At 70.8% G+C, this 17,374-nt stretch carries 17 protein-coding genes; 7 read left to right on the top strand and 10 right to left on the bottom strand.

All coding sequences use genetic code 11. The features are described from left to right. Positions 1-37 precede the first annotated feature (37 nt). The 6 genes from ABD679_RS09025 to ABD679_RS09000 all read right to left on the bottom strand — a co-directional run bounded on the left by ABD679_RS09025 (position 38) and on the right by ABD679_RS09000 (position 6,036). Entirely contained in the window at positions 38-571 is a 534-nt protein-coding gene (locus tag ABD679_RS09025) for a DUF924 family protein (RefSeq protein ID WP_344759643.1), read from the bottom strand. A gap of 32 nt (positions 572-603) precedes the next feature. Continuing rightward, positions 604-1,017, bottom strand: coding sequence for a GFA family protein (locus ABD679_RS09020; protein ID WP_344759642.1), 414 nt, complete (start codon positions 1,015-1,017; stop codon positions 604-606). Positions 1,018-1,204: 187 nt separating this feature from the next. After that, on the bottom strand, positions 1,205-3,346 hold the full coding sequence (locus ABD679_RS09015; protein ID WP_344759641.1) for a prolyl oligopeptidase family serine peptidase: 2,142 nt from the start codon (positions 3,344-3,346) through the stop codon (positions 1,205-1,207). Between the two features lie 111 nt (positions 3,347-3,457). Further along, positions 3,458-3,793 carry a hypothetical protein gene (locus ABD679_RS09010; protein WP_344759640.1) on the bottom strand — a complete coding sequence of 112 codons (336 nt, stop codon included), beginning with the start codon at positions 3,791-3,793 and terminating at the stop codon, positions 3,458-3,460. Between the two features lie 385 nt (positions 3,794-4,178). Then, complete coding sequence (locus ABD679_RS09005; RefSeq protein ID WP_344759639.1) at positions 4,179-5,063, bottom strand: patatin-like phospholipase family protein; 885 nt, start codon at positions 5,061-5,063, stop codon at positions 4,179-4,181. 4 nt (positions 5,064-5,067) lie between these two features. Then, on the bottom strand, positions 5,068-6,036 hold the full coding sequence (locus ABD679_RS09000; protein ID WP_344759638.1) for a helix-turn-helix transcriptional regulator: 969 nt from the start codon (positions 6,034-6,036) through the stop codon (positions 5,068-5,070). 81 nt (positions 6,037-6,117) lie between these two features. Between ABD679_RS09000 and ABD679_RS08995 the strand changes: the two genes are divergently transcribed. The 7 genes from ABD679_RS08995 to ABD679_RS08965 all read left to right on the top strand — a co-directional run bounded on the left by ABD679_RS08995 (position 6,118) and on the right by ABD679_RS08965 (position 14,037). Then, on the top strand, positions 6,118-6,807 hold the full coding sequence (locus ABD679_RS08995; RefSeq protein WP_344759637.1) for a LolA family protein: 690 nt from the start codon (positions 6,118-6,120) through the stop codon (positions 6,805-6,807). A 279-nt stretch (positions 6,808-7,086) separates the two neighbouring features. Next, positions 7,087-10,053 carry a molybdopterin oxidoreductase family protein gene (locus ABD679_RS08990; protein ID WP_344759636.1) on the top strand — a complete coding sequence of 989 codons (2,967 nt, stop codon included), beginning with the start codon at positions 7,087-7,089 and terminating at the stop codon, positions 10,051-10,053. A 10-nt stretch (positions 10,054-10,063) separates the two neighbouring features. Further along, positions 10,064-10,300, top strand: coding sequence for a hypothetical protein (locus tag ABD679_RS08985; protein ID WP_344759635.1), 237 nt, complete (start codon positions 10,064-10,066; stop codon positions 10,298-10,300). After that, complete coding sequence (locus ABD679_RS08980) at positions 10,297-11,046, top strand: 4Fe-4S dicluster domain-containing protein (protein ID WP_344759634.1); 750 nt, start codon at positions 10,297-10,299, stop codon at positions 11,044-11,046. Before ABD679_RS08985 ends, ABD679_RS08980 begins: the two co-directional genes overlap by 4 nt. Before the next feature lie 270 nt (positions 11,047-11,316). Then, on the top strand, positions 11,317-12,264 hold the full coding sequence (locus ABD679_RS08975) for a dimethyl sulfoxide reductase anchor subunit family protein (protein WP_344759633.1): 948 nt from the start codon (positions 11,317-11,319) through the stop codon (positions 12,262-12,264). A 120-nt stretch (positions 12,265-12,384) separates the two neighbouring features. Beyond that, positions 12,385-13,068, top strand: coding sequence for a DUF481 domain-containing protein (locus tag ABD679_RS08970; RefSeq protein ID WP_344759632.1), 684 nt, complete (start codon positions 12,385-12,387; stop codon positions 13,066-13,068). Between the two features lie 201 nt (positions 13,069-13,269). After that, entirely contained in the window at positions 13,270-14,037 is a 768-nt protein-coding gene (locus ABD679_RS08965) for a DUF481 domain-containing protein (protein ID WP_344759631.1), read from the top strand. A 24-nt stretch (positions 14,038-14,061) separates the two neighbouring features. Here the strand turns inward: ABD679_RS08965 and hemC are convergent, their stop codons facing one another. From hemC to ABD679_RS08945, 4 genes are all read right to left on the bottom strand, one after another. Continuing rightward, positions 14,062-14,979, bottom strand: coding sequence for a hydroxymethylbilane synthase (hemC, locus tag ABD679_RS08960; protein ID WP_344759630.1), 918 nt, complete (start codon positions 14,977-14,979; stop codon positions 14,062-14,064). Positions 14,980-15,024: 45 nt separating this feature from the next. After that, positions 15,025-15,759 carry a LytR/AlgR family response regulator transcription factor gene (locus ABD679_RS08955; RefSeq protein WP_344759629.1) on the bottom strand — a complete coding sequence of 245 codons (735 nt, stop codon included), beginning with the start codon at positions 15,757-15,759 and terminating at the stop codon, positions 15,025-15,027. A gap of 129 nt (positions 15,760-15,888) precedes the next feature. Continuing rightward, positions 15,889-16,554 carry an alpha/beta hydrolase gene (locus tag ABD679_RS08950; RefSeq protein ID WP_344759628.1) on the bottom strand — a complete coding sequence of 222 codons (666 nt, stop codon included), beginning with the start codon at positions 16,552-16,554 and terminating at the stop codon, positions 15,889-15,891. Between the two features lie 61 nt (positions 16,555-16,615). After that, positions 16,616-17,326: a hypothetical protein gene (locus tag ABD679_RS08945; protein ID WP_344759626.1), complete on the bottom strand. Its 711-nt coding sequence runs from the start codon at positions 17,324-17,326 to the stop codon at positions 16,616-16,618. Positions 17,327-17,374: the final 48 nt, after the last annotated feature.

Raw genomic sequence — 17,374 nt, 5'->3', positions numbered from 1 at the left:
GCAGGATGGAGAACGCTTCGCCCGATGGATACGCTGTTCAGAAACCGCCGCCGGCGTCGAGCCAGTCCTGCTCTTCCGGCGTGTTCACGCGGCCCAGCTCGCGGTTGCGGTGCGGGAAGCGGCCGAAGCGTTCGATCACGTCGCGGTGGGCCACGGCGTATTGCATGTAGCCGGCGTCCACCGCGCGCATCAGTTCGAGCGTACGCCGCTGGTCGGCCATGTCCTCGGAGTGCTCGAACGGCATGTACATGAACACGCGCAGCGCCGGATCGACCTGCGCATCGAGGCCGGCGTCGATCGCTCGGGCGGCGTAATGCCGCGCAAGCGGATCGGTGGCGTAGGCGTGGCCGCTGCGGCGGAAGCAGTTGCGCGGGAACTGGTCGAGCAGCAGCAACAGCGCCAGTGCACCGTCGGCGGTGTCCATCCAGTGTTCCAGCTCGCGCCGCGCCGCGGCCCAGTGGGCGTCGGCGAAGCCCTCGCGGAAGCGCGCGTCGAAACCGTCGTCGCGCGCGAACCATTTGTCCGGGCCGGCGTCGCGCCAGAAATCGATCACCTGCTTCGGTTCAACCATGGTCGCGCCTCCTTCGTTGTTCGCCGGCCGGGTCACAGCCAGCGCTTCTCGGCATCGCCGGGCTCGTGCCACCAGTCGTTGTCGCGGCCGTTGGCATAGCGCACGGGCATGGCGGCCAGGGCCTCGGCCGACACGTCGTCGAGGCAGTTCAGGCGCACCGAGTAGAACCTTCCGCCCGCCTCGGGGATGTCGCCGTGGCCGTAGGCGCGCACGCCGCAGGTGCGGCAGAACGGCCAGTGCACGCTGCCGGTGCCGAACTGGTAGTCGATGACCTCGTCCGCGCCGGACAGCAGGCGGAACGCCTCGGGCTTGACGCTGGCGCTCCAGTTGCGGGTCTTGCGGCAGATCGAGCAGTTGCACTTGCCGCCGCCGGCGTCGAGGTCGATGTCGGCTTCGAAACGCACGTTGCCGCAGTGGCAGCTGCCGGTACAGGTCCGGATGGACATGGGAACTCCGGGCAATGGGGGAGCCCGGAGTCTAGCGCGGGTGCAGCAAGCCCCTCTCCTGCGAAGCGGGAGAGGGGTTGGGGTGAGGGTGTACCGGTTGCCGCGCAGTCCCGGCGAAGAACGCCGCCCTTACCCGGCGCTTAGCGCCTCCCTCTCCCGCTTCGCAGGAGAGGGGCCTTCGCCGCGGCTACCTGGCCAGCTCGTTCCAGAGGAACGTGTAGTTCAGCGCCCACACGTGCGCGGACTGCTTGTTGGTGGCGCCTGCACCGTGGCCGCCTTCGGTGTTTTCGTAGTAGCGCACGTCCTTGTCGGCGGCGAGCATCTTCGCGGCCATCTTGCGGGCATGGCCGGGATGCACGCGGTCGTCGCGGGTGGTGGTCCAGATGAAGGTCGCCGGGTAGTCCTTCGCCGGGTCGAACAGCTGGTACGGCGAGAACGTCTTGATGTACTCCCAGTCGGCCGTGTCCGGATCGCCGTATTCGGCCATCCACGAGGCGCCGGCCAGCAGGTGGCTGTAACGCTTCATGTCCAGCAGCGGCACCTGGATCACGATCGCGCCGAACAGCTCCGGGTACTGGGTGAGCATGTTGCCGGCCAGCAGGCCGCCGTTGCTGCCGCCCATCGCGGCCAGGTGCTGCGGCGAGGTGATCTTGCGCGCGACCAGGTCCTTCGCCACCGCGGCGAAGTCCTCGTAGGCCTTGTGGCGGTTCTGCTTGAGTGCGGCCTGGTGCCAGCGCGGGCCGTACTCGCCACCGCCGCGGATGTTGGCGACCACGTAGACGCCGCCCTTCTCCAGCCAGCCCTTGCCGACCGTGCCCGAGTACGAGGGCGTGAGCGCGATCTCGAAGCCGCCGTAGCCGTACAGCAGGGTCGGCGCGCTGCCGTCGAGCGCCTGGTCCTTGCGGTGGACGATGAAGTACGGCACGCGGGTGCCGTCTTCGCTGGTGGCGAAGTGCTGCTCGATCACGTCCTTCGAGGCGTCGAAGAACACCGGCATGGTCTTGAGCACCTCCGGTTCGGCCTGGCCCGGCTGCTCGGCCAGCATCAGCGTGGTCGGGGTCAGGTAGTTGGTGGTGGTGATCCAGACCGCATCGCTTTCGTCGGCATCGACCGCGCCGATGCTCGTAGTGCCCAGCTCCATGTCGCCGATCTTCAAGGGCGTCGATGTCCAGCCGTCGGCACCGTGGCGGACCACGGACAGCCGGTTCTTGACGTCGTCGAGCACGTTGAGCACCAGCTGGCTCCTGGTCATCGTCGCGCCGGCCAGCGAGGTGGTGTCGGTGGGCTCGAACAGCACGTCGAACTCGCGCTTGCCGGCCATGAAGTCGTCGAAGCGGGTGACGATGAACGAGCCGGCCTTGTAGGTCTTGCCGTCGACTTCCCACGGCTCGCGCAGCTCCAGGCCCAGCCATTCGCGCTGTACCGACTTCTGCGCCGAGTTGGGCACGTCGACCTTGGAAAGCTTGCCGTCCTTGCCGCGCAGGTACAGCTCGTCGTTGTAGAAGGCGATCGCGCGGCGCACGAAGTCGCGCTCGTAGCCGGGCGTGTCGTCGTGGCCGGCGCCGATCGCCATGTCCTTGGCGGTGCCTTCGTACACCACCGTCGCCGATTCGATCGGCGTGCCGCGCTTCCATTCCTTGACGATGCGCGGGTAGCCCGAGTCGGTCATCGAGCCGGGGCCGAAGTCGGTGGACACGTACACGGTGTCGCGGTCGATCCAGCCCAGGTCGCCCTTGGCCTCGGGGCGGTAGAAGCCGTCTTCCACCCACTGTTTGGTCGACAGGTCGAACTCGCGGGTGACGTCGGCGTCGGCGCCGCCGCGCGACAGCGCAACCAGGCAGCGCGTGTAGTCCGGGCGCAGGCAGTCGGCGCCGTGCCAGACCCAGTTCTCGTTCTCGGCCTTGTTCAGCGCGTCGAGGTCGAGCAGCACTTCCCACTTCGGCTCGTCCTTGCGGTATTCCTCGAGCGTTGTGCGGCGCCACAGGCCGCGCTCGTGCTGCGCGTCCTGCCAGAAGTTGTAGTAGTACTCGCCGCGCTTGCTGACGTAGGGGATCTTGGCGTCGGAATCGAGCACCGCGAGGATGTCGGACTCGAGCTTGTCGAAGCCGGGCGCGCCGGCCAGCTCAGCCTCGGTCCTGGCGTTCTGCTCGCGCACCCAGGCCAGCTGCTTGTCGCCGGTGACGTCCTCGAGCCACTGGTTCGGGTCGGCCGGCATGGCGTCCTCCGTGGGCGCGTTCTCGTCGGCCTGCGCGGCCAGGGCGGGCGTGCCGGCCAGGCCGGCGGCGGCCGCGATTCCCGCGGCAAGGCAAACGTGCGACAGCTTCGGCATCAGGTCCCCCGTCGATACGGTGTTGGTCGAAACCGGCCACGCTAGCACAGGCACGCCCCGCGGTCGGCGTGCCGGAAGTCCGGGCGCCGGCCGCGGGGATGACGGCAGGATTCAGGCCGCGCGCGGCAGCCGCTGGCGGACCGGAACGGTGCGACGGCGCGCCTGCGCGGTGCCCGGCCGGCGCCGCCGCATGGCCGGTGACGAGTCCGGCATGCGGCGGCGCGGCAGGCGCAGGGAAAGACGGGACGCGGCCAGCGCCGCAAGGCTGGCCAGCGGCATGCCGAGCAGCCAAAGCGGCGTCCAGCCGAAGGCGCCGCTGGCGGCGCGCGCGGCCGGCAGCGAGAGCAGCGCCACGGCGCCGAGGAACAGCGCGCCCAGCAGCCAGGCGGCCAGCGGCGGTGCATCGGCGGTGGCGATGTCGCGGGACTGCGGTCGGCGGTTCGTCATGGCGGCGCTCCTCAGGTCGGGAGCGCAGCGTGTCGCGGCGACATCTCACGGACTGCGACGGCGGCCGGGGAGCGGGCCGAAATCGGGAACCGGTGCGCAAGCACGGGCAGAGGTTCCAGGCAGCGGCCGGCTGTCATCCTCGACCGATGGTCATCCCGAGCGCAGCGAGGGATCTGCTTTCCCCGTCGCTTCATGAAGCAGATCCCTCGCTGCGCTCGGGATGACAGGCCTGACCAGGGACCAGGGACCAGGGGCCAGGGGCCAGGGGCCAGGGGCCAGGGGCCAGGGGCCAGGGGCCAGGGGCCAGGGAAGGCTCTTGATCCTGCCCCCTTTGGAAAAGGGGGGATGGGGGATTTGCTCTTCTCTGCACCGCCCGCCGGACAACTCAGTACCCAGCCGCGTCCAGCGCCTTCTCCGCCGCCGCGCGGCCGACCTCGATCGCCTCCTTCGCCCGCCAGAACTCGTACACCTGGCACACGTCGCGCGGGATGCTGATCACCAGCTCCGGCGGATCCAGCGCCAGCTGCACGCGGGCGATCTGCGCCTGCATGGTGTCCAGCGCGCGCGACATGGTGTCGACCAGGCTGGCCTCGCCCGGCGGGTTGCCCAAGCGCCGGTCCAGCCAGCGGCCCAGCCGCGAACCGCGCGGCGGCGTGGCGCGCGTGCCGTCGGCCGGCTCGCCGGGTGGCTGCGCCGGACGGCTGTGCATGTCGACCGCGACCAGGCGATGCGCGTCGGACAGCCGCGTGGCGGTGATCGGCATCGGCGCCAGCAGGCCGCCGTCGACCAGCTCGCGCCCGTGCACCAGCTGCGGCGTGAACAGGCCCGGGATCGCGAACGAGGCCCGCAGCGCCTGCCACAGCGGCCCGCTGCGCAGCCACACCACGCGCTGGCGCTCCATGTCGACCGCGGCGGCGGTGAACGGCAGCGGCAGCTCCTCGATGCGCGGATCGCCGACCACCTCGCGCATCGCGTCGACCAGCCGCTGGCCGCCGATCACGCCGGGGCGCCCCACCACCGGGTCGAGCAGGCGCAGGAACTCGCCGCGGGTGAGCTTCTCGAAGCCTTCGCGGAACTCGCGCAGCTTGCCCGCCGCGTACACGCCGCCGACCAGCGCGCCGCTCGATGAGCCGGCCACCGACGCGACCCGCAGGCCGCGCGCCTCCAGCGCCTCGATCACGCCGATCTGCGCCAGCCCGCGCGCGCCGCCGGCGCCCAGCGCCAGCGCGATCGGCTCGCCGCGCTCGCGTCCGGGCGTGGGCGCGGCCATCGACTCAGCGCTCGTAGTTGGCCAGCGCCAGGGTCAGCAGCGTGCGCGCCTGCGCGCGCAGCGACTCGGGTTCGACGATCTCCGCGTCGCTGCCGTAGTGCAGCACGTCCATCAGCAGTTCGCGCGGCGCGCTGTAGGGCACCTTCAGCTCGTAGCGGCCGTCGGGCAGGTGCCGGCCCTGCTGCTGCGAGTGCCAGTGCTCGTCGGCCACCCAGCGCGCGGCCTTGGCGCTGAACACGATCGTCGCCACGCCCTTGGGCGGGCCGGAGAAGATGCCGTAGCTGCCGGCCAGGTGCTGGTCGAGCTGCGCCTCGTCGACGTCGCGCGCGGCGGCGTCGAGCTGGCGCGCGCCGGAGATGCGGTCGACGGAAAAACTGCGCAGCGCTTCCTTCTCCTCGTCCCAGGCGTCGAGGTACCAGTTGTCGCGGTAGTGGGTGATGCGCTGCGGCGACACCTTGCGCCGGGTCTTCTCGTCGGTGGAGCGGGCGCGGTACTCGAAGCTCAGCTGCCTGCGCGACAGCACCGCCGAACACACGGTGCGGAAGGCGTGCTCGTCCATGCGCCGGGTGCGGTGCGGGATCACGCGCACGCGCTCCATCGGCCACGGCTTGCCGGCGGTGTGCTCGGACAGCAGCTTCTCGATCCGCCCCTGCAGCGGCGCCAGCGCGGTCGACAGCACCCCGCCGCCGCTGCGCGAGAGCAGCTGCTGCGCGGCGAGCAGCGCGTACAGCTCGTCGGAGTTGAGCCACAGGCCGGGAAGTTCGAAGCGCCCGCCCTCGTCCGGGTCGTAGCGGAAGCCTGCCTCGCCGTCGCCCACCACCGGCGCCATCAGGCCGTCGCGCAGGAACGCGAGGTCGCGATAGACGGTCGCGCGCGAGCACTCGAGTTCGTCGCGCAGCCGCGCCACCGTCACCGGGTAGCGCGCCGACTTGAGGATGCGGTGCAGGGAGAGGATGCGTTCGTATCGGTCCATGGGGCGATTATGGCGCGGACTGGCACGTTTCGCTGGTAGATTGCGTATGCCCGGGTATCACCCTTGCAAGGAGGCGCCTCCATGTACCAGCACCGCCCGATGATGACGATCCTGGCCGCCTGCGCCGCACTCGCGATGGCGGCCTGCAACGCCGGCCCGTCCACGCCCGCCCCGCCGGTCGCGCAGGCCGATGCAGCCGCGGAAGCCGGCGCCGCCAACCTGGCCGCCGACACGCCCGCCGCCGTGCCGGCAACGGACGCCAAGGCCGAGTTGATCGGCGCCCTGGAATCGTTCAAGGACATCCGCAGCTTCCACGCCACCATGCAGATCGAGGCCCAGGGCGTCACGATGCACAGCGAACTCGACTTCGTTGCCCCCGACCGCTTCCGCATGACCATGCCCGGCGGCATGGGCAGCCAGACGATCATCGGCGACACCATGTACATGCAGGCCGGCGGCCAGGTCATCCGCTCGAAGATGCCCGCCGGGATGACGGACAAGTGGCGCAACCCCGCGCAGCTGGAGGACGCCTACGACGGCACCACCGTGCAGGCCCTCGGGTCCGACGTGCTAGATGGCAAGCCGGTGCGCAAGTACCTGCTGCGCAAGCCCTCGGCGGAAACGCCGGCGGACATCACGATATGGGTCGGCACGGACGGCCTGCCGCTGCAGGTCCAGGCGGTCGTCACCGAACCGGGCAAGGCCGGAACCACCACGGCCCGCTATTCGCGCTACAACGATCCGTCGCTCGACATCCCGACGCCGCAATGATCCGGTGACAGTCGTTCGACCGCGGCCGGAAGGACTCCGTTCTCCCGGCCGCGGGACGTTGCACATGGCGCGCAGATGCGTCCGGAGTCCGTCGCATGGGCGCGCAACGTGGTCGCATATCCACTGGTCACGGGTGCGCACCGTGGTTCCGGCGGCTCCTGACGCGCGCCGTGGCCGTACAGGCGCCGCGCGTGCACAATGCCGGCCATGCGCCAGCCCGCCGAGCCAGCCATCGACGCGCCGTGGCCGTACAGGCGCCGCGCGTGCACAATGCCGGCCATGCGCCAGCCCGCCGAGCCAGCCATCGACACGTCGCCCTCGCCCGGCGACGAGGTCCGCACGACGACCTGCTACATGTGCGCCTGCCGCTGCGGCATCAAGGTGTGGATGGACGGCGGCAAGGTACGCTACATCCAAGGCAATCCCGCGCACCCGGTCAACCAGGGCGTGATCTGCGCCAAGGGCGCGAGCGGGATCATGCAGCACTACTCGCCGGCACGATTGTCGAAGCCGCTGCTGCGCGTGGGCGAGCGCGGCAAGGGCGAGTTCCGCGAGATCGAGTGGGACGAGGCGCTGCGGATCGCCACCGACTGGCTGGCGCCGATCCGCGAACGCAACCCGGACGAACTCGCGTTCTTCACCGGCCGCGACCAGTCGCAGGCGCTCACCGGCTGGTGGGCGCAGCAGTTCGGCACCATCAACTACGCCGCGCACGGCGGCTTCTGCTCGGTCAACATGGCCGCGGGCGGACTGTACACGCTGGGCGGCAGTTTCTGGGAATTCGGCGAGCCCGACTGGGACCACACGCAGTACCTGATGCTGTGGGGCGTGGCCGAGGACCACGACTCCAACCCGATCAAGCTCGGCCTGGGCAAGCTGAAGGCGCGCGGCGCGAAGATCGTCGCGGTCAATCCGGTGCGCACCGGCTACGGCGCGATCGCCGACGAATGGATCGGCATCCGCCCCGGCACCGATGGGCTGTTCGCGTTCGCGCTGGTGCATGAACTGCTGCGCATGGACCGCATCGACCTGGACTACCTGGTGCGCTACGCGAACGCGCACTGGCTGGTGGTGCGCAACCCCGGCGGCGCGGACGACGGGTTGTTCGCGCGCGACGTCGAGGGCAACGTGCTGTGCTGGGCCGGCGATGCCCAGGCGCGCGCCGACGCGGTCGACATCTCGCCTGCCGTCGTCGGCGAATACACGCTCGCTGACGGCCGCACCGCCGTGCCGGTGTTCCAGCTCATCGCCGAACGCTACCTCGATCCGCAGTATTCGCCCGATGCCGTGAGCGAACGCTGCGGCATCCCCGCCGACACGATCCGCCGCATCGCGCGCGAACTGGCGCAGGCCGCGTTCGACAGCAATCTCGTGTTGCCCGTCGCCTGGACCGACGCCTGGGGCCGCGAGCACGCGCAGATGGTCGGGCGTCCGGTGTCGATGCACGCGATGCGCGGGATCAGCGCGCACAGCAACGGCTTCCACACCTGCCGCGCGCTGCACCTGCTGCAGCTGCTGCTGGGGGCGGTGGACGCACCCGGCTCGTTCCGCTACCAGCCGCCGTATCCCAAGCCGATCCCGCTGCCCAACCGCCCCGGCAAGGCGCGCCGCGCCGACGGCACCCTCGACGCCAGCCCGCTGGGCTACGTGCACGGCCCCGAGGACCTGCTGGTCGACGACGCCGGCCAGCCGCGCCGCATCGACCACGCGTTCTCGTGGGCCTATCCGCTGTCCGCGCACGGGATGATGCACACACTGATCCGCAACGCGCACGCGGGCGATCCGTACCGCATCGACACGCTGCTGATGTTCATGGCCAACATGAGCTGGAACTCGGCGATGAACACGCGCGAGACGATGCAGTGGCTCACCGACCGCGACGACGGCGGCGAGTACCGCATCCCGCGCATCATCTACTCGGACGCGTTCGCCAGCGAGATGGTCGCCTACGCCGACCTGGTGCTGCCGGACACGACCTACCTCGAACGCTTCGACGCGATCAGCCTGCTCGACCGCCCGATCTCCGACGCCGACGGCGCCGCCGACGCGATCCGGCATCCGCTGTTCGACCCGGCCACGCAAACCGGCAGCGACGGCCAGCCGCGCGACGTGCGCGGCTTCCAGTCGGTGCTGCTCGACCTCGGCGCGCGCCTCGGGCTGCCGGGCATGGTCCACGCCGACGGCGCGCCGAAGTATCGCGACTACGCCGACTACATCGTCCGCCACGAGCGCGCGCCCGGCGTCGGCCTGCTCGCCGGCTGGCGCGGCGAGGACGGCACGCAGCATGGCAAGGGCGCGCCGAACCCGGAACAGCTGCAGCGCTACATCGATAACGACGGCTTCTGGCGCGAGGAAATCCCGGAACACGCGCGCTATTTCAAGATGGCCAACCGCGGCTACCTGGAATGGGCGCAGAAGCTCGGCTTCGTCGGCTCGACGGCGCCGATCGTGCTGCAGCTGTATTCGGAACCGCTGCAGAAGTTCCGCCTCGCCGCGCAGGGGCACGGTGCGTACCAGCCGCCGGCGGAGCATCGCGCGCGCGTGGCGACGTATTTCGACCCTCTGCCGATCTGGTACGAGCCCTTCGAATCCGCGCAGAACGGTGGGCGCGACCGACAGGATGGCGACGCGGGTGATCGCAGCGGCTCCCGCATGGCACCAACACCGCTTGAAGGGAAGGGGGCAGGTTCGTCCCCGGCGGAGGCGGCGGCGCATTCCTTCCCGCTCCACGCCATCACCCAGCGCCCGATGTTCATGTACCACGCGTGGGGCTCGCAGAACGCGTGGCTGCGGCAGATCACCGCGCGCAACTTCATGTACATGCACCCGGACACGGGCGCCAGGCACGGCATCGCCGACGAGGACTGGATCACCGTCACCTCGCACCACGGCAGCATCACGGTGCAGGCGAAGTTCGCGTCCAACGTGCAGCCGGACACGGTGTGGACCTGGAACGCGATCGGCAAGCGCCGCCGCGCCTGGCGGCTGGCGAAGAACGCGCCGGAAGGCGACAAGGGATTCCTGATGAACCATCTGATTTCCGATATCACCCCGCGCGGCGACTATGCCAACGCCGACCCGGTCACCGGGCAGGCGGCGTGGTTCGACCTGCGCGTGTCGATCCGCAGGGCGGGCGACGCGACGGACGAGTCGCAGCCGCAGTTCGCACCGCTGGCGTTCGCCGAAGCCAGCGAGGCACCGCTGCGCTACGGTGCGGCCATGCGCGCCCGGAGAAGTACCCGATGAGGACCGCACGATGAGAACGCTCATGCGCGTCATCCGCTGGGCCTGCCTGCTGGCCGGCGTCATCGGGTTGCTCGTCAGCACCTGGGCCTTCATCGACCCGTCCGCGTTCCCGCAGATGCGCATGGGCGGCGTGGGGGGCATGGTGCCGCCGCCGTCGCCGCGCTGGCGGGCGGCGCTGGGCTTCCTGTTCTCGCTGCTGCTGGTCGGCTACGGCACCGGCAAGCTGCGCCACCGGCAGCTGCCGTGACCGGGCTGCCGCCGCCGTCGAAGAAGAAGATGGGCCTGGTGATCGACCTCGACACCTGCGTGGGCTGCCACGCCTGCGCGACCAGCTGCAAGGAATGGAACGCCGGCGGCATCGCCGGGCCGCTGACCGACGAGCAGCCCTACGGCAAGGATCCGTCCGGCGTCTGGTTCAACCGCGTGCACAGCTACGAGCTGGAAGCGGACGCCGCGACCGCGCAGCCCGCGCAGACCCTGCATTTCCCGCGCTCGTGCCTGCACTGCGAGACGCCTGCCTGCGTGACGGTCTGCCCCACCGGCGCCAGCTACAAGCGCGCCGAGGACGGCATCGTGCTGGTCGACGAGGACAAGTGCATCGGCTGCAAGCTGTGCTCCTGGGCCTGCCCCTACGGCGCGCGCGAGTATTCGCCGGTCGAAGGCGTGATGAAGAAATGCACGCTGTGCGTGGACCGGATCTACAACGAGAACCTCGACGAAAGCGAACGCCAGCCGGCCTGCGTGCAGGCCTGCCCGACCCGCGCCCGGCATTTCGGCGACCTTGGCGATCCGGATTCCGACGTGTCGAAGCTGGTCGCCGAGCGCGGTGGCGTGGCGCTGATGCCGGAGCTGGGCTACGCACCGATCAACCGCTACCTGCCGCCACGGCCGCGGCGCGCGGGCGACGACGACGATGACGGAAGCGTGGCGCAGGACACGGGCACGGAGGCGGCATCGCCGCTACATTGGCTGGGGCGGCTGCTGAAGCGGTAGGCTCGCGGGGATGATCCGGGGGAACGGCGGCGATGCGTGCCGTGCTGCGGATGTGCGTACGCCGGTGACCCTGGAAAGCGCGTGCCCCGGTGATCGGCACCCGTGTCATCGCTGCCCGGGCCGAAGCCACCGGGTTCCCGCATGCGCGGGAATAACGGCAAAGGCAAAAGAGCAGGAAGCAACGCGGCAAAGAAAGTCCGGCTGCAAGCAACAGGCAAACAGAAACCAGACCACAACAGCACCAACCAACGCCACCACCACGAAGCCCACATGCGCCCCGCCCTCTCCGTCATCTTCTTCACCACCCTCTCCGGCGCCGGCTACGGCCTGCTGGCGTGGCTGGGCGTGTCGATCGCGCTGCTCAACCTGCGCGGGCAGGTACTGCCGGCGCTGGCGGGCGTGCAGCTGGCGGCGCTGGTGCTGGGGCTGGTGCTGACGACGATCGGCCTGCTGGCCTCGCTCGGGCACCTGGGCAAGCCGTTCCGCGCCTGGCGGGCGTTCTCGCAGTGGCGCACATCGTGGCTGTCGCGCGAGGGCGTGATGGCGATCGCAACGCTGGTACCGGCGCTGGCGGTCGGCGCGCTGCTGCTGTGCGAACCCGGCAGCGTGGTTTCGCCGATGCTGGCGGTATGCGGCATCGCGCTGGCGCTGTTCGCGCTGGGTACGGTGGTCTGCACGGCGATGATCTACGCCTCGCTCAAGCCGATCGCGGCCTGGCGGCATCCGCTGGTGGTGCCGGTGTACCTGCTGTTCGCGCTGCTGACCGGGCTGGCGCTGCTGTTCACGCTGATGCTGGCGATGCTCGGCGAACAGGGGCCGGGCTCGATGCTGTTGACGCTGGCGATCGTGGCCGCGCTGCTGGTCGCGCTGAAGTGGCTGTACTGGCACGAGATCGACCACGCCGAACTGCCCGAAACCCGGGCCACCGCGATCGGCCTGCCCGGGCGCGAGGCGGGGGTGTTCGAACGCCCGCACACCGAGGCCAACTACGTCACCCGCGAGATGGCCTTCCAGGTCGCGCGCGACCATGCGCTCTGGCTGCGCGTGGCAGCCAGCGCGCTCGTCGTCGGCGGGCCGCTGCTGGGCTGGCTGCTGCTGGGCGCGGGCGGTTCGGCGGTGGCGCTGGGGGCGGCGGCGGTGCTGATGCTGGCCGGGGCTTTCGTTGAGCGCTGGCTGTTCTTCGCCCAAGGCCGGCACCTGGTCACGCTGTATTACTGAGGACGGCCGAACCCGGCCAAAAGCTGAATGCGGGACCCCGATCATCACTCCCGCCTTTGGAATGTCATCGCCGGGCCGGCATAATCGCCCTGTAACCGTTTCCACAGAGCCCTGCCTGCCATGCCCGCGGTCTGGTGGCTGGCGCTAGCCGGCCTGCCCGTTTTCCAGCATCCCCTGCCCGAATCGCCGGGCGAACCGGCCGCGCTTGCCGTGGCGGCCGAGCATGTCTCGCTGCGCGCACCGTGCTACCGGCTGGTCTGCCCCGACGCCGAATGGCTGGCGCCCTCGCACTACACCACCCTGTGGCAGCCCGACGTGCCCGGCGCCCGGCGCAGCCTGCGCCCGCTGCGGACGTCGCCGCTGGCCACCCGCAGCTACGCCTCGCTGCACGCCCCGACCCTGCAGCGCGAATGGTTCGACGCCGAGGCCAACAATGCCAAGGTCGACACCACCTTCGGCATGCAGGCCGTGCAGCGCCCCGACACCAAGGTGCAGGTCGAGCTGGGCACCGGCTACCGCCTGCAGCCCTACGCCGACTACGGCACCGCCGCGATCGGCGTGATCGCCAGCGGCGGCCTGCACCTGACCCAGCGCTTCGGCGAACGCGCCCGCCTCGACCAGCGGGTGCACGTGGAAACGGGCCGCCACAACACCTACGTGCGCCAGACCCTGGGCGTGGACATCCTGCTGCAGCCGCGCCTGACCCTGCAGTCGAGGCTGGAGGTCAACCACGACAGCGCCGGCGACGGCGGCCGCGGCAGCACCGACACCCAGGGTTCGGTGAACCTGCACTACGCGTTCTAGGCGAAGGCCCCGGGCATCCATTCCAGCCGCCCCAGCCGCCCGCGTCCGCCTTCGGCGCCTTCTTCCGCAGGCGCAAGCGCGGCCCAGGGGGCCGGACTGCCCTTCAGCCCGGTCGCGGCGGGCGCTACGCTATGCATGCGGGCCGCCTTTAGCGGCCCGCGTCCGTTTCTACTGCCCAGCCACGAACCGCGAAGGAACCCCATGTCCCACAAGCTCCTCCTGCCCCTGCTGCTCGCCACCGCCCCGCTCGCCACGCACGCACAGGACGCCCCTGCCACGCCCGAAGGCTGGACCGGCACGGGCGAACTCGGCCTGGCGCTGGCGCGCGGCAATGCGCGTTCGGAAAGCGTCAACGCCAAACTCGCCTTCGCCCGCGAGGACGAGTACTGGAAGCATTCCTTCCACGCCGCCGCGCTGCGCTCGAAGGGCGAGGTCACCGGCGATTTCGACGGCGACGGCGTCGAGGAGGAGCGCTACGAGCTGAGCGCCAACCGCTACGAACTCGGCGCCTCGAGCGCCTACAAGTTCGACCCGCGCAACTACATCGTCGGCTCGGCCCGCTACGAGAACGACGACTTCTCGGCCTACGAGTACCAGGCGATCGCCTCGGTCGGCTATGGCCACCGCTTCCTCGACGGCGAGCGCACCAAGCTGAGCACCGAGATCGGCCCCGGCTTCCGCCGCGCGCGCGACGCCGACACCGGCGAGGTCGAAAGCGGCGCGGTCGCCCGCGGCCTGCTCGACTTCAAGCACCAGCTCACCGACAACACCGCGCTGTACGACACCTTCCTGGTGGAAGCCGGCAGCGACAACACCTTCCTGCAGAATGACTTCGGCATCGCGGTGTCGATGAACGAGAAATTCGCGCTCAAGGCCGGCCTGCAGGCGCGGCACAACAGCACGGTCGAGCCGGGCACGCACAAGACCGACACGCTGACCACGATCAACCTGGTCTACAAGATCAACTGACCGCGGTCTGGCGGCCGCGCCGGATCAGTCGCGCGGCGGCAGGAAAGCCGCCGCGCCCGCGTCCAGCAGGCGGCGGGCGACGTCGGCGCCGATGGCTTCGGCCTGGGCCGCGTCGCCGGCGCCCTCGGCGCGCACCGCGTGGCCGTCCGCGGCCGAACCGACCAGCCCGCGCAGCTGCAGCCGCGCGCCGTCCAGCCGCGCCAACGCGGCGACCGGCACGTGGCAGCTGCCGTGCAGCGCGCGGTTCATGGCGCGCTCGGCTTCCACGCAGGTCCGCGTGGGTGCGTCGTCGAGCGCGGCGCACAGCGCAATGGTGCTGGCATCGTCCTCGCGGCATTCGATCGCGATCGCGCCCTGCGCCGGCGCCGGCAGCCACTCCGGCGCGTCCAGGCGCGCGCGGATGCGTTCGCCCAGGCCCAGCCGCTGCAGGCCGGCGCAGGCCAGCACGATGGCGTCGTAGTCGCCGGCATCGAGCCTGGCCAGGCGCGTGTTGACGTTGCCGCGCAGGTCGGCGAGCTGCAGGTCAGGGCGCCGCGCGCGCAGCTGCGCCTGGCGGCGCAGCGACGAGGTGCCTACGCGTGCACCTTCCGGCAGCGCGTCGAGGTCGTCGAAGCGGTTGCTGACGAAGGCGTCGGCGTGGTCGGCGCGGGCGAGGATCGCCGGCAGCGCGAACGGGCCTTCGAGTTCCATCGGCACGTCCTTGAGCGAGTGCACCGCGCAGTCGGCATCAAGGCGCAGCATCGCCACTTCCAGCTCCTTAAGGAACAGGCCCTTGCCGCCGATGGCGGCCAGCGAGCGGTCCAGCACCTCGTCGCCGCGCGTGCTCATCGGCACCAGCACGACTTCCAGGCCGGGGTGCGCGGCGCGCAGGCGCTGCGCGGCGTGTTCGCTCTGCCACAGGGCGAGCGGGCTCTTGCGGGTAGCGATGCGGATCGTGGCCATGCGCCATTATCGCCGCTCGCGGCCAAAGCCGCCGCGGCGGCGTGCCTAAAGCTGCCGCACGGCGTCCTTCAGCCCGGCCACGCAGCGGCGGCTGACCTCCAGCGGCTGGCGGCCGTGGCGCAGGATCGCGTGCACGCGGCCGTCGGGTTCGCGCCGCACTTCGACCAGTTCGTAGCGGGCGATCAGGCAGTTGCGGTGGATGCGCAGGAAGCGTTCGCCGAACTCCTCCTCCAGCGACTTGAGCGACTCCTCGATCAGGTCCTCGCCGCGGGCGTGGTGCACGACCACGTACTTTTCCTCGGCCTGCAGGTAGTGGATGTCCTCGATCGGGATCAGGCGCAGGCTGCCGCGCAGGCGCGCGCACAGGTGGCTACGCTGGCGGCCCTGGCCGTCGCCGGCGGCGGCGTTCGCGTCGCGGCCGGCGACGAAGGTGCGCGCGCGCTCCAGCGCCGCGTGCAGGCGTTCGGCGCGCACCGGCTTGACCAGGTAGTCGACCGCCGCGGCCTCGAACGCCGACAGCGCGTGCGCGTCGTAGGCGGTGCAGAACACCACCGCCGGGCGCGGCTCGAACGCGGCCAGGTGGCGCGCGGCCTCCAGCCCGTCGATGCCGGGCATGGCGATGTCGAGCAGCACCACGTCGGCGTCATGCTCGGCGCAGGCGTGCAACGCCTCGCGGCCGTCGCCGGCCTCGGCCACCAGCTCGAGGTCCGGATGCGCGGCCAGCAGCGCACGCAGGCGCTCGCGGGCCAGCGGTTCATCGTCGGCGATGACCACCTTCATGGTCGGGGCTCCCCCACGGCAGCAGTGGATCGGATTCGCGCCGATAGTAGCCGCCGCGCCGCGCCGGGGCCACGCGGGCGGCTCCGGCCGCCACGATCACGGACCCACACGTATCGGCGAGCGCCCGCTTCAGGCGCCTGCCAGCCGCCGCGACAGCCAGTCGCCGAGGTCGCGGATCTCCTCCATGCAAACCGAGTGCGGCATCGGGTAGGCGTGCCAGTCGACGTTGAACCCGAGCTCACGCAACAGCGCCTGGCTCTGCTCGCCGGCGTGGAACGGCACCACCGGGTCCTGGCTGCCGTGGCCCATGAACACCGGCTGCGCGCTGGCACCTTCGGCCAGCACTTCCGCCGCCTTGTGCGCGGCGGGAATGTAGGTCGACAGCGCGATCAGCCCGGCCAGCGGTTCGCGCCGGCGCAGGCCGGCGGCCAGGGCGATCGCGCCGCCCTGCGAGAAACCGGCGAGGAAGATCCGCGAAGCGGGCACGCCGCGTTCGCCTTCGCGCGCGATCAAGGCTTCGACCTGCTCCACCGACGCGGCCACGCCGGCCTCGTCGGCGCGGTTGGCAAGGTCGGCCTCGCGGATGTCGTACCAGGCACGCATCGGCACGCCGTTGTTGATCGTCACCGGCCGCACCGGCGCGTTCGGGAACACGAAGCGCAGCGGCGGCCACGCCGGCCGCACCAGCTCCGGCAGAATCGGCACGAAGTCGTTGCCGTCGGCACCGAGACCGTGCAGCCAGATCACGCTGTGGCGCGGCGAAGGTCCGGTTTCGCGTTCGATGGTGTCGAGCATGTGGGGTCCGCGCGTGGAAGGCGCGGACATTATGCCGGCCGCGGGCGCGCAGCGGCCGCGGTCACGGGCCCGCGGACAGCAGCGCCGCGGTATCGAGCAGGCGCAGGCCGTCGCGCCGCGCAAGGCGTTCGCGCAACCAGTAGCCGTGTTCGACACCGGCCAGCACCACGATGCGCTTGCCGGGGTTTTCGGCCACGGCGCGCTCGACCACGGCCATGAACTGCCGGTTCCACGCTTCCCAGCCCTCGCGTTCGCCATCGCCGACCAGCGCCTCCTGCAACGCGTGCTTGGCGCGCATCTGCGCGTCGGTAGTCGCGTCGTTCACGCGCGCCGGCGAGGTCCAGTACGTGCGCAGCACGGCATACATCGCGTCCATGTGCGCCGCGAAGGCCTCCGCCTGCTGCGGCTGCGCTTCACCGAATGCCTCGTTGGCGCTCTTGTAGGGCGCGAGAATGCGGCCGTAGTCCGGCTCGGCCGGTTCCATCGGGTAGGCGCGGTAGCCCTGCGCTTCGATCAGCGGATAGATCGCGCCGGGATACTCGATCTTGTTCGGCTCCGGCGCGCGCGCGGCGAACCTGTCGGGCCGCACCTCGATGCACAGCGCATCGGGGGCCAGCCTGCGCACGCTCGCCGCAAGCACTTCCTGCGAGTAGGCCGGCACGTCGTCGTGCATGGCATGCAGGGTGGACAGCACCACGACCTCGGTCACCGGCGTGCGCGCCGCCGCCAGCAGCGGCAGGCAGCACAGGAGCAGGAGCATCAGCCTGTTCATCGCGGACTCCGTTTGGCATTGTCCGGTGAGCTTAGGCAGGGGCGCGAT

The sequence above is a fragment of the Luteimonas lutimaris genome (assembly GCF_039537065.1).
In the GTDB taxonomy this organism is placed as follows: domain Bacteria; phylum Pseudomonadota; class Gammaproteobacteria; order Xanthomonadales; family Xanthomonadaceae; genus Luteimonas; species Luteimonas lutimaris.
Note: the sequence above shows the minus strand (reverse complement) of the source record. Positions and strands in the feature narration are given on the sequence as shown.